Source organism: Siphonobacter aquaeclarae, assembly GCF_900103285.1.
In the GTDB taxonomy this organism is placed as follows: domain Bacteria; phylum Bacteroidota; class Bacteroidia; order Cytophagales; family Spirosomataceae; genus Siphonobacter; species Siphonobacter aquaeclarae.
In genome coordinates, this window is the sequence record NZ_FNGS01000011.1 from 208,728 (window position 1) to 220,539 (window position 11,812).

The window sequence follows — 11,812 nt, forward strand, 5'->3', positions numbered from 1 at the left end:
TCTTTCTCATATCCTTCACCTGCTGTTCCTTTCACCTTTCACGTCCGATTGACGAATTGAAGTTACAAAAATTCCGATCCAAAACCAGACAAAAGTGATATTTTTTATAACTATTTCATTTTCAGCTATTTGCTGTTTTTGACTCCTTTTCCGTCCTGCGGGAATTCTCCCCATCTGTCCTTTTCACTCCTCAAATCGCCTCAAACACGATTATTCACCGATATTTCCTTTTTTTGAAAGAAATCTCCGAACTGCGCAGATGAACCTGCTTTCCTTTCTGATCCTGTTTTTTGTTTTCCGGTACCTGAAACGGTCGGCCCGCCCGGCCATTCCGAACTGGGATCAACTCCTTCTCTGGGCCAATATCATCACCGGACTGCTTTTTCTGATCGAAGCAAACAAAGGCACAGGAGTACTCGGCCTGCTGTGGATGGCTATTCTGACGGGGTATGCCTACCGGACGCCGGAACTGGAATTTTTCCGCCCCACACTCGTCCCGCTCCTTCCCTACCTGTTTTTGTCGGTACTCGAAAAACTTGCGCGCTGGTTTGTCCCGAAGTTTTACGACGAGTATGAGCTCTATTTTGAAATTGCGACGTTTGCCGCCTTCATATGGGTTGCCGCTACCTGGATGAACCTGCGCAAGCAGGAAAAGGCCCTGGCCGTGGAACGGGAAAAGCGGCAGCAGGAAGAAGAAACAAACAAGGTCATCGCCGCTCAGAAAAATGAGCTGGAGTACCTGGTTGAGGAACGTACCGCCGAACTCCGCGCCCAGAAGGAGGAACTCGAGACAACGCTCGAGCACCTTCGCGCTACCCAGGACCAGCTTATCCAGAGCGAGAAAATGGCCTCGCTCGGCGAGCTGACAGCCGGTATCGCCCACGAAATCCAGAATCCGCTCAATTTTGTCAATAATTTTTCGGAAGTATCCGTCGAACTCATCGACGAGCTCCGGGAAGAAGAAACAAAGGACAAACCGGATACGGAACTCATCTCCGATCTCCTCGAGGACCTCCGGCAAAATCTCGAAAAAATATCCCACCACGGCAAGCGTGCCGACAGCATCGTCAAGGGCATGCTCCAGCACTCCCGCGTGAGTACGGGTCAGAAGGAAGAGACCGATCTCAACGCCCTGGCCGACGAATACCTCCGCCTTGCCTACCACGGGCTGCGCGCCAAGGACAAAACATTCAACGCCAAACTGGTCACGGAGTTTGATCCCGCTTTGGGGAAGGCAAACGTCATCGCCCAGGACCTCGGCCGGGTACTACTCAACCTTTTCACCAACGCCTTTTACGCCGTTACTGAAAAGAAGAAAGCCCTTGGCGGAGCCTTCGAACCGCAGGTCTCCGTTCAGACCCGGCGCCAGGCCGACGGCATCGAAATACGCGTACGCGACAACGGTACAGGTATGCCGGAAGCCGTTCGCCAAAAGATTTTCCAGCCCTTCTTTACCACCAAGCCTACCGGTCAGGGCACCGGCCTGGGGCTATCCCTCAGCTACGACATCGTCACGAAAGGGCATGGCGGCACACTCGACGTCCGGACGAAGGACGGCGAGTACACCGAATTTATCATTCATATACCCGCCTCATGAAAATACTGGTTGTGGACGACGAGCAGGATGTTCGCCTGCTGTTTGAACAGCGGTTCCGCCGCGAGATACGAAACGGAGAACTGTTTTTTTATTTTTCTTTTTCGGGAGAAGAGGCGCTGACCTTTCTCCGCGATCACCCTTCCGAAGTGATTCTCATTCTTTCTGATATCAATATGCCCGGCATCAGCGGCCTGGAACTGCTCGGCGAAATCCGCCGGAACAATCCCCTGGCCCCGCCGGTTGTGATGATGATCACCGCATACGGAGACGAGGAAAATCACCGCCGGGCGCTGTCGCTCGGAGCCAACGATTTCCTCACCAAGCCACTGGATTTCAGCGCGCTGAAGGAAAAACTGAAAGGAATTTATGAAGGCTAAGATTTTGGTTGTCGACGACGAATCGGACCTCGAACTGCTCATCAAGCAGAAATTCCGCCGGCAGATACGGGAAGGAAAGTATGAATTTGTATTCGCCCAAAACGGCGTCGAAGCCATACAGCAGCTCCAGGCGCATCCGGATATTGACATCGTCCTGAGCGACATCAACATGCCGGAAATGGACGGGCTCACACTGCTCGTCAAGCTCAGCGAGCTCAATCCCATCGTCAAGGCGGTCATTGTATCAGCCTACGGGGACATGGACAATATCCGCACGGCCATGAACCGGGGCGCATTCGACTTTCTCTGCAAACCGATTCAGTTTGACGACCTCGAAGTCACCATGCAGAAAACCCTGCAATACGTGCAGCAATTGCGGGAAACGCTTCAGGCCGTCAAGGAAAACAACATTTTGCGGATGTATGTCGACGAAACCGTGCTCAAGTTCATGGCCCGGTCAGAATTCGAGACTTCCCTTACCGCGAGCGAAACGATCGACGGCAGCGTGATATTCCTGGATATCAGCGGCTTTACCGCTATTTCGGAGCGGGAGCCGGCCGATGTCGTCGTCCGTCTCATCAACAAGTATTTCGATGTGATCGTGAAGGAGATTATTGCGCAGGGCGGGTATGTCGACAAGTTCATGGGCGACGCGGTGATGGCCGTTTTCCGGGGAGAATACCACCTCGACCGATCCATAGAAGCGGCGCTGGCCGTCCGTGCCCAGATCGGAACCATTGAGGAAACGCTTTCCAATCAATCGTTTCTGCCGAAGGTTTCGATAGGGATTAATTCGGGGGAAATGGTATCGGGGAATATCGGATCTGCGTCGTTGCGGCGACTGGATTATACCGTTATCGGAGACACGGTCAATACGGCACAGCGGCTTCAGTCGGCCGCCAAACCCGGCCAGATACTCGTCACGGAGGCGGTATTCGCGCAGATCAAAGAATCGTTTCAGGGGACGCTTCTGGGAGAGGTATCCCTCAAAAACAAAGCCAATCCGGTCAGTATCGTTGAAATTCTCGGGTAATGAATCTCTCCGCAGCTGAAGCTTTTTTGTGGAACCTGCTTGAACAGGAGCTCCCGCATAACCTGTACTACCACGGCATACACCATATCCGGGATGTTGTCGCGGCGGCGGCCCGGCTCGCCGAAGCTGAAGGCGTTACCGGGCAGGAAGACCTGAAATTGCTGCATACTGCCGCGCTCTACCACGACTGCGGCTTCATCAGTACCTACCAGCAGCACGAGGAAGCCGGCTGCCGCATTGTTGAAGCCAACCTGCCCGAATTCGGTTACGAACCTTATCAGATTGAGGTTATCTGTGACATGATCCGGGCGACGAAGGTACCGCAGGACCCCCTGACGCACCTCGAAAAGATCCTGTGTGACGCCGACCTGGACTACCTCGGCCGGCCTGATTTCGAATCCATTGCCGATACCCTCTTCCGGGAGCTATCGGAGCGGCACCTGGTACCTGACAGGGATACCTGGAATGACATACAGATCCGGTTTCTGAAAGCGCACCGGTACTGGACCGATACGGCGATCGCCACACGCCAGCCCGGCAAACAGCAGCATTTGCAGGAACTACTCGACGCGCTCTGACGCACTGCCCGTCAGCGCGTCGTTTTGCTTGCGGATGCGGCTGCACAGCACGCGCATGATGTTGCGGAGTACCTCCGGCCGTTCTTCCATCAGGTCGTAGAAGTCGTCCTGATTGAGACGGAAAAGCGTTGCGTCAGACAACGCCGTGACCGTCGCCGAGCGCGGTTCCGCGTCGAGCAGCGCCAGTTCTCCGAACAACTCTCCCTTGCCCATTTCGGCAAGCAGGACATCGTTGTCGTAGATACCTACTTCCCCCGAAAACACAACAAAAAGGCTGTCGCCCGGATCTCCTTTTCGGAATACGTTTCCGCCTTCGTGGATTTCCGTGACTTTCAGAATCGGGATGATACTGGCCAGGACATTTTCCGGTGTACTGGCAAAAAGAGGCGTGTTTTTGAGCATCCAGACCATCTCCGCCGGGGAAATGGTTTCAGAAGCGACGGCGTGGCTCATAGTCGTCAATTGAGGGTGGCTGGCTTCCAGCTCGCGGAAGAGCTGACAGGCCTGATCACGTAACAGCAGGGCCGCGCGTGCGGCGCCTTCGCGGAGAAGGGCGTCAGAAGCGTCGGTATACCGGATGAAAAGCGCGGGTTCTCCCGCATCCGGCGTCCAGTGGCGTAGGGCGACGCTGACGGTCCAGTCCGAGAAAATAGTCCGGCCATCCGTCAGAATCCGTCGAATCAGGGCCGCGCGACCGTTGAAATCATCGGTAACGGGCCGCATGGAAGGCTCTGCCAGGTCGCGGAGAAAAAGATATACCGGTCTGGAAACCAGGTTTTCAAGTATTTCGAGGGAGTTGGCACGACGCTCCCTTGAGGGGTGCGTCAGTCCGAGCCGGGCATTGGTAATCGTCTCAGGATCATGCAGGAGAGACAGCAGCGACAGTACCCGCTTCTGGATGCGTTCGAGTTCATACCGGATGGTATTTTGCCATTCCGCTCCGGAAATACGTCCGGTACTTTCCTGGAGAAATCCGGCTAATTCCATTTCCTCGTCGAGCAACGCAATAAACGACGCCTGACCCTCCGTTTCCCGGGCGAGGTGCCCGAGTGCCCATAAGGCAGCTTCGCGGACATTCCGGTCAGGATCGGCGACAAGCTTCACCAGTACCTGCCGGCTTTCCGGCGACCGCACCGAACCGCATAAACGAGCCAGCGCTATCCGGAAAGAAGCAGACGCTTCAGGTGTCCATCGGCCAATCGCCGCTGGTAAACTTCCCTCCCCGATCTGGCGCAGGCCGGCAAGGCCGGCACGACCGAGCGTTGGATGTCCAAGCAGAGGCGCCAGAGAAACGGCATAAAGCGGGTTCGCGGAGCTTCCGGCAGCCTCGATGGCAGCGGTACGCACGGCGCCGTCTTCGTCCGATAAGCTTCGTTCAATAAACTCCGAATACCCTTTCTGCCCGCCCAGAATACCCAGTGCGACAATTCGCTCAGCCGGTTCGGCAGAACGGGCAAACTGTTCCAGGCTTCTTTTGGCGAGTGCATCGTCGGGATTTTTCTGCAAAGCGCCGCGAATGGCGCCGCGACGGACCGGCGGTTCGCCTTCCGTCAGCAGTGCTTCCGTGCGGGCCCGGTTTTCGGTGCGCGCAAGGCATTCGGCTGCTTTTTCTTTTACCCGACTGTCTGAATCTGTCAACAGAATGTTCAGCGTTTCGTCGGGTATTGCTGTCAGCACATCGAGCAGCCGGAGCCGCACGGGCTGCGACGCATTCTTCACTAACAGCTCCGGTCCTTTCCGCTGGAGGTAGCCCGGGTCCTGATGCAGGAGCCAGTCGACCGCCGTCAATACCCGTTCCGGTTTCTGGCTTTGAAAATCGCGGTGAACAGCGGTTTTCAGTTCACTTGGAAAAGCGACCTGCTCACCGGCGAGAAACCGCAGGGCCAGTGCCTCCCGAAGCGTATGCATGTAAAAGACATATGCTTTCCGGTACAGCGCGAGCGCCGCAACGGGGAAAGCGACCCATATCCACGAAATCACTCCGTCGGAGTGGGCTGTCAGCCAAAGCAATAGCCCGGCAAAACCGAGACCGAGCGGCTCGTAAAGCGCCTTCACCAGGGTATGCCCCTGCAAACGCTGATGCGGAGAAAGCGGCTGGAACAACACCAGAAAAACCGGGTCAAACAACGTCTTCCGAAGTACTTCCAGCACCAGGTACAAACCGCAGGAAATAGCCATCATACGGGCTTCCGGTACACCCTCGGTCCGGGCATAGGCGGCGATGATGAGGCCGGGAACCGCTACTGCCGGCAGCAGCAGAAGCGACCGCCGCACACCGAGGCGATCAAGCGCCCGTCCCGAAAAAATCAGCTTTCCGATCATCGCGACCAGGTAGGTAGCGGCCAGCAGAAAACTGACATATTTAATGACATCGGCCTGGTCGTGGAAGCGATGTTTCACGTCCATGAAGAAGCTGAATTCCACGCGGGCCATGAATACCGCAATCGCGACAATACCCAGGCTGAGGAAAAACACGAGTTCACTCCCTCCGAACAGCTTCCGGAGCCAGCGGGAGGCCTCCCGCCCGTGGTGCGTATGCTCTCCGCGCACTTCCACCGCATGCGAGCGGACGATGCGGTTCAATGAGTATAAAGAACCGAGAAAGGCCAGTAAGGAGATAAAAAGGAGCGTAATCAGGTCAGCGTGAGCATGTACCAGGGCGGTCAGAACTGCACCCAGCGCCTTGGCCGGCATATCGCCCGAGCTGATAACGCTGAAGAGACGCTTCCCCTGCCGGGTATCGAAAACAACGGCCGATACGCCCCAGAATTCGAGGCTCGTCAGCAGGTAAATCAGCCGGTAACCGACCATGATCGAGATCGCAGCGGCGACCGAATGTCCCAGCCAGACCAGCAGGATCACCATGGCTGTGAGCAGGGCTACTGTCCACAAAATCCGGACCGAGAGGTTTCCGAGCCCCAGGTGGTGTTCAAAATGGGCATAGACTTTCCCTGCCAGCACCAAAATCAGCGCGGAGGCCATGTAGGCGAACGGCAGGCTCGTTTCCGGTTCGTTTTCCAGCAGGATGGTATTCGCGGCTACGTAAACCTGAATAGTACCGATCCCGATAAGAAAATGATGCAGGAAGAAAAGCCAGACCGTCCGGGCTTCGTGGGGTCGTATGCCCAGGTAACGTTGGAATCGCATGCAATACGGCGTTCGCGGCCGGGTATTCTTACAACTTAAATATCTGATCCATCAACAGCCATTTTTCGCCCGGTTTGGCCATCGGAAGCGCCTGCTGGTAGCCCCACATGAGCTTTTCCCAGGCCTGGACGTGAGGATTGGCAGCGTCGGCTGCCGCCTTGGCGTCAAACGAAAACTCATCCGTCGTTTCCATAATCATAAACAGGCGGTTACCCAGGCGGTAAATCTCCATGTTGGTGATTCCGGCTTCGCGGATACTGGCGTCGATCTCGGCCGGTATTTTCTCGTGGTACTTTTCGTATTCGGCGATCTTCGCGGGATCGTCCACCAGATCAAGAGCTAAGGCAAAACGTGGCATATACTGCGGTTCGGTTTAGGCATGTGAGAAGCGCTCGCGGGCTATGCGCCGGGTTTCGGCGTCGGTCTGAACGTAGTCGTCATAGTCCGGCTGAGCGATGTACGGAATACGGTCCAGGCAATCTGCGATCAGGTCTGACATCTCGAGGAAGCCGATCCGGTCGCGGAGAAACTCCTCCACCGCTATTTCATTGGCAGCGTTGAGAACGCAGGGCGCATTTCCACCCGCGTCCAGCGCCCTGAATGCCAGCGCCAGGTTCCGGAATGTATCCGTATCCGGCTGCTCAAATGTCAGCGACGGGTAATCCAGAAAATTGAACCTCGGAAACGAAGATGGCAGCCGCTGCGGATAGCCCATCGCAAACTGAATAGGCAGGCGCATATCGGGCAGGCCCATCTGGGCTTTCATCGAACCGTCCTCAAACTGAACAAGGGAGTGAATGATACTTTGCGGGTGAACGATTACTTCAATTTGTTCCGGGGAAAGGCCGAACAGCCATTTCGCTTCGATTACTTCCAGTCCCTTGTTCATCAGACTGGCCGAATCAATGGTGATTTTGGCCCCCATGACCCAGTTCGGGTGCCTCAGCGCCTGTTCCTTGGTTACGTTCCGGAGAAACTCCCGGTTTTTTCCGCGGAACGGTCCGCCCGAGGCAGTCAGTACAATTTTCTCAATCGGATTGTGAAACTCCCCGACAAGGCACTGGAAAATCGCGGAATGCTCCGAATCCACCGGATAGATCGCCACGCCCTTCTTCGCGGCTTTTCGCGTAACAAGTTCGCCGGCGACTACCAGCGTCTCCTTGTTGGCGAGGGCAATGGTCTTGCCGGCATCTACCGCTTTCAGCGTCGGAAGGAGACCGGAATAGCCGACCATTGACGTCAGTACCAGATCCACCGTATCCATCTGAGCTACTGATGCCAGCGACGCTGCGCCGGAATATACCTTGATACCGAGCGGATCGAGCGCCGAGAATACCTGATCGTAGAGTTCTTCGCGTCCGATGACGGCCACATTCGGCCGGAATTCGGCAGCCTGTTCAATCAGGAGAGCGGCGTTGTTCTGGGCCGACAGCACTTCGATCCGAAACGCGTCGGGATGGCTCCGGACGACGTCCAGGGCCTGGGTACCGATCGAGCCGGTCGAACCTAATAGAGCGATATTCTTCATCAACTACTCCGCAAAATGTTTCAATTCCTCCGCTATTTTCCGATCGTTCGACAGGCGGGGCACTTTGTTCTGACCTCCCAGCTTACCCTGCCCCTTCATGTAATCGATGAAGGCGGCTTTGCGGAGTGTCGTGATTTTGAGCTTCCGCAGAATGGAACCGGTGATGAGGTCGTCGTAATAAACGTTCAGTTCCGTCAGCCGGCGATCCACGTCGTCGTTGAACTTCGTCAGGTCTCCCGGAGGCTGATCGAACTCCACAAACCACTCATGGTAGGGCAAACCGCCTTCCGGGGGCGTCACCTGCGGCGCGACGGTAAACTCGACAACCCGGGTTTCGGGCTGGCGTTCGACCGCATACTGCATGGCTTTTTCTACTTCTTCGCCGATGACGTGCTCGCCAAAAGCGGAAATAAAATGCTTGATACGGCCCGTTACGACGAGACGATACGGGTCTTTCGACACAAACTTCACCGTATCTCCAATGTTGTAGCCCCAGAGACCGGCATTGGTATTCATAATCACAGCGTAGTTCTTCCCGATCTCCACATCCTGGATAGAAACCCGCGTGGGATTTTCGTTGAAGAACTCCTCCGCCGGAATAAACTCGTAGTAAACACCCTGGTTCAGCAGTAGCAGCAGTCCGGGGTGAATCTGGCTGTCCTGATAGGCGATGAAACCTTCGGAAGCAGGGTATGTTTCGATGGAATCGACCTTATTCCCGATCGAATCGAAGAGCTTGGCCCTGTACGGTTCAAAATTGACGCCGCCGTAGACAAACAACTGAAATTCAGGGAATACATCTTTGATCTGTTTGCCGGTCCGGGCGATAATCCGATCGAAATACATTTGCACCCACGGCGGAATCCCGGAAATAAGGGACATCGGCTGGGGCAGGGTTTCGTCGATGATGCGGTCGAGCTTGGTTTCCCAATCGTCGATACAATTGGTTTCCCAGCTGGGTAACTGATTGGTTCTCAGGTAACCGGGAACATGGTGATTGACAATGCCGGACAGGCGCCCTACGTGAATACCGTGTTTCACGATCATCTCGGGGCTGCCGGAGAGGAAGATCAGTTTTTTGTCCAGAAACCCCGACTTACCCGTTTCATGTACGTAGCTGAGGAGAGCGTCCCGGGCGCCGTTGATATGAAAACCGATGGACTCATGGGAAAGGGGGATATACTTGATACCGGAAGTAGTACCCGATGTTTTGGCAAAATACAGGGGTTTTCCCGGCCATAAAATATCCGGCTCGCCGTGGGTAACTTTCTCGACGTAGGGCTTGAGTGCTTCGTAATCCCGGACGGGCACGGCCTCCCGGAAATCAGCCTGGGTCCGGATATCTTTAAAATAGTGATTCCGCCCAAATTCTGTGTTTTGGGCGGAATCCAGCAACTTCCTAAACCAATATTCCTGTATCTCAGCGGGTTTACGTTCCCACTGACGACGTTTCGAGACCATCCAGGCCGCCACGGGCCTGGCCAGAACTGACCGAATAGGTACCATCAACAATGAATCAAAAGCTCAGGAAGCAAAAGTAGCATAAACTTTCCTTCCTGCTATGCCTTCAGACGGCATTCGCTGTGAGCGTCGATTCCAACTGAACCAGTGTCTGGGCATCGGTCAGCCCTTCGTGCCGCCAGATTTCCTGTCCGTGCCGGAGGCCGAGGACGGTCGGGTTGGAATGAATCTGAAAGCGCTGATACAGTTCATCCTCGCTTCCGCAGGCTACGCGCAGCAGGCGGGCTTCCTTCGGATGCTGGCTGACAAACCGTTCCAGAATACGTTCTGACTGGCTGACGGCGGGACTGTATTGCTGAAACACAAGCATCAGAATACACTCGTCGCTCTGAAGAAATTCTTCCAACGTCATGATAATCGGGTTAAGATTCGGTGAAACTCAGGTCATGACACGCTACTCAACAGGCTAACCGTCAGAAAATCAGGCAATAGATTGTCTATTTTCTCAACAAAGCGCACCCGGCATATACGTCGGGCCGAACGTCCAATCAGCAATCGGGGGAAAAAGGGGTAATGTCGTTCAGAGGAAAGCTCTACTCATTTTCTCAACACGCGGGATTCGGTTACTAATTAACAAAATACGGTGCTCGTCTTCAAGGGTTTAGGGATATTTTTTAGCATGTTTCCGGGATTTTTTTTCGTTCTTTTCGGAATGCCGCCGAAAAGGGAACCCTCCAGACGCGGATTCTCTGGAAGGATTACGACCTGTAAACACGTTCGCCGGCAAAAGATTTCCCCGGAAGACCGGAAATCCTTGTCTATTCCTGATCCGTGGCTAATTTTGGAAGTCTTTACGAAGACGCTCAAGCAGGACATTACGACAGATACTCTGAACATGAGAGAATTGCAATTTCGGGAGGCGCTCCGCGAAGCCATGAGTGAGGAAATGCGGCGCGATCCCCGCGTTTTTTTGATGGGCGAAGAAGTCGCTGAATACAACGGTGCCTATAAAGTATCCCAGGGGATGCTGGACGAATTTGGTCCTGAACGCGTTATCGATACGCCGATTGCAGAGCTTGGCTTTGCGGGTATCGGCGTAGGGGCAGCCGCAAACGGGCTCCGTCCGATCGTTGAATTCATGACGTTCAACTTCTCGCTCGTCGCGATCGACCAGGTCATCAACTCTGCCGCCAAGATGTATGAAATGTCAGGCGGACAGTACAATGTACCCATCGTTTTCCGCGGACCCACCGGCAATGCCGGCCAGCTGGCCGCCCAGCACTCGTCCAACTTCGAGAGCTGGTATGCCAACACGCCTGGTCTCAAAGTCGTGATTCCTTCGAATCCCGCCGATGCCAAAGGGCTGATGAAGGCGTCTATCCGCGACGACGATCCGGTTATTTTCATGGAGTCGGAACAGATGTATGGCGACAAGGGCCTCGTTCCCGATGGCGAATACCTCATTCCGCTGGGCCTGGCAGATGTCAAGCGCCAGGGAACGGACGTAACCCTCGTCAGCTTCGGAAAAGTTATCCCCCGCATCGTGGTACCGGCTATTGAAGAACTCGCCAAGGAAGGTATTTCGGTAGAACTGGTAGACCTCCGCACGGTTCGCCCGATCGATTATGCAACGGTGGTTAATTCTGTAAAGAAAACCAACCGCCTCGTGATCGTGGAAGAAGCCGCTCCGCTGGCCTCTATTTCTTCGGAAGTAGCCTACCACGTACAACGGTATGCATTTGACTACCTTGATGCTCCTGTTGGCCGCGTAACCAGCCGGGACGTTCCCCTGCCGTATGCGCCGACGCTGATCGAAGAGGTACTCCCGAGCCCGAAGCGCGTAGTGGACGCCGTTAAGGCCGTTCTGTACCGTCGCTAGGACCGGGATCATATTCATCTAAAAGGCTGCTTCCTGACGGGGGCAGCCTTTTTGTTGTTTATGGATTTCTATTTCTCACAGAAAACACAGAATTCACAGAAATAATAGGCAAGACTAAAACGGTATGTACCCTTCTGTGAAGTCTGTGTTTTCTGTGAGAAATAAAAAATCAGTTATGTACCGATCTATACTTCAGGTTTATTGTCTCACAG

General features: G+C 54.7%; 10 protein-coding genes. 5 read left to right on the forward strand and 5 right to left on the reverse strand.

Annotated elements, in window-relative coordinates; all coding sequences use genetic code 11:
- Positions 1-259 precede the first annotated feature (259 nt).
- Genes BLR09_RS23820 through BLR09_RS23835 form a run of 4 tightly spaced genes read left to right on the forward strand, consistent with a single transcriptional unit; the run spans position 260 to position 3,585 of the window.
- Positions 260-1,597 carry a sensor histidine kinase gene (locus BLR09_RS23820; RefSeq protein WP_093208623.1) on the forward strand — a complete coding sequence of 446 codons (1,338 nt, stop codon included), beginning with the start codon at positions 260-262 and terminating at the stop codon, positions 1,595-1,597.
- Entirely contained in the window at positions 1,594-1,974 is a 381-nt protein-coding gene (locus BLR09_RS23825; protein WP_093208625.1) for a response regulator, read from the forward strand. The genes BLR09_RS23820 and BLR09_RS23825 overlap by 4 nt, the downstream gene beginning before the upstream one ends.
- Positions 1,964-3,007 (forward strand): adenylate/guanylate cyclase domain-containing protein, encoded by a 1,044-nt coding sequence (locus BLR09_RS23830; protein ID WP_093208627.1) that lies wholly within the window; start codon positions 1,964-1,966, stop codon positions 3,005-3,007. Before BLR09_RS23825 ends, BLR09_RS23830 begins: the two co-directional genes overlap by 11 nt.
- Complete coding sequence (locus tag BLR09_RS23835; protein WP_093208630.1) at positions 3,007-3,585, forward strand: HD domain-containing protein; 579 nt, start codon at positions 3,007-3,009, stop codon at positions 3,583-3,585. Before BLR09_RS23830 ends, BLR09_RS23835 begins: the two co-directional genes overlap by 1 nt.
- Here the strand turns inward: BLR09_RS23835 and BLR09_RS23840 are convergent.
- The 5 genes from BLR09_RS23840 to BLR09_RS23860 all read right to left on the reverse strand — a co-directional run bounded on the left by BLR09_RS23840 (position 3,568) and on the right by BLR09_RS23860 (position 10,133).
- Positions 3,568-6,732: a cyclic nucleotide-binding domain-containing protein gene (locus BLR09_RS23840; protein ID WP_093208632.1), complete on the reverse strand. Its 3,165-nt coding sequence runs from the start codon at positions 6,730-6,732 to the stop codon at positions 3,568-3,570. The two genes, BLR09_RS23835 and BLR09_RS23840, sit on opposite strands and share 18 nt — an antisense overlap.
- 28 nt (positions 6,733-6,760) lie before the next feature.
- Positions 6,761-7,090: an L-rhamnose mutarotase gene (locus BLR09_RS23845; RefSeq protein ID WP_093208636.1), complete on the reverse strand. Its 330-nt coding sequence runs from the start codon at positions 7,088-7,090 to the stop codon at positions 6,761-6,763.
- Between the two features lie 15 nt (positions 7,091-7,105).
- Positions 7,106-8,260: a 1-deoxy-D-xylulose-5-phosphate reductoisomerase gene (locus BLR09_RS23850; RefSeq protein ID WP_093208639.1), complete on the reverse strand. Its 1,155-nt coding sequence runs from the start codon at positions 8,258-8,260 to the stop codon at positions 7,106-7,108.
- A gap of 3 nt (positions 8,261-8,263) precedes the next feature.
- Positions 8,264-9,766, reverse strand: coding sequence for a GH3 auxin-responsive promoter family protein (locus tag BLR09_RS23855; RefSeq protein ID WP_093208642.1), 1,503 nt, complete (start codon positions 9,764-9,766; stop codon positions 8,264-8,266).
- 61 nt (positions 9,767-9,827) lie between these two features.
- Entirely contained in the window at positions 9,828-10,133 is a 306-nt protein-coding gene (locus BLR09_RS23860) for a thioredoxin family protein (protein ID WP_093208644.1), read from the reverse strand.
- A 300-nt stretch (positions 10,134-10,433) separates the two neighbouring features.
- On the opposite strand from BLR09_RS23860, the gene BLR09_RS23865 reads away from it, so the two are divergent.
- A complete protein-coding gene (locus tag BLR09_RS23865) occupies positions 10,434-11,600 on the forward strand; it encodes a pyruvate dehydrogenase complex E1 component subunit beta (protein WP_262507521.1) in 1,167 nt (388 codons plus the stop codon).
- Positions 11,601-11,812 lie beyond the last annotated feature (212 nt).

What these genes read in the sequence shown, in the direction of transcription:
- BLR09_RS23850 (WP_093208639.1), bottom strand. Translation starts at nt 8,260, where the DNA reads ATGAAGAATATCGCTCTATTAGGTTCGACCGGCTCGATCGGTACCCAG.
- BLR09_RS23820 (WP_093208623.1), top strand. Translation starts at nt 260, where the DNA reads ATGAACCTGCTTTCCTTTCTGATCCTGTTTTTTGTTTTCCGGTACCTG.
- BLR09_RS23830 (WP_093208627.1), top strand. Translation starts at nt 1,964, where the DNA reads ATGAAGGCTAAGATTTTGGTTGTCGACGACGAATCGGACCTCGAACTG.
- BLR09_RS23845 (WP_093208636.1), bottom strand. Translation starts at nt 7,090, where the DNA reads ATGCCACGTTTTGCCTTAGCTCTTGATCTGGTGGACGATCCCGCGAAG.
- BLR09_RS23855 (WP_093208642.1), bottom strand. Translation starts at nt 9,766, where the DNA reads ATGGTACCTATTCGGTCAGTTCTGGCCAGGCCCGTGGCGGCCTGGATG.
- BLR09_RS23840 (WP_093208632.1), bottom strand. Translation starts at nt 6,732, where the DNA reads ATGCGATTCCAACGTTACCTGGGCATACGACCCCACGAAGCCCGGACG.
- BLR09_RS23865 (WP_262507521.1), top strand. Translation starts at nt 10,434, where the DNA reads ATGCCGCCGAAAAGGGAACCCTCCAGACGCGGATTCTCTGGAAGGATT.
- BLR09_RS23835 (WP_093208630.1), top strand. Translation starts at nt 3,007, where the DNA reads ATGAATCTCTCCGCAGCTGAAGCTTTTTTGTGGAACCTGCTTGAACAG.
- BLR09_RS23825 (WP_093208625.1), top strand. Translation starts at nt 1,594, where the DNA reads ATGAAAATACTGGTTGTGGACGACGAGCAGGATGTTCGCCTGCTGTTT.
- BLR09_RS23860 (WP_093208644.1), bottom strand. Translation starts at nt 10,133, where the DNA reads ATGACGTTGGAAGAATTTCTTCAGAGCGACGAGTGTATTCTGATGCTT.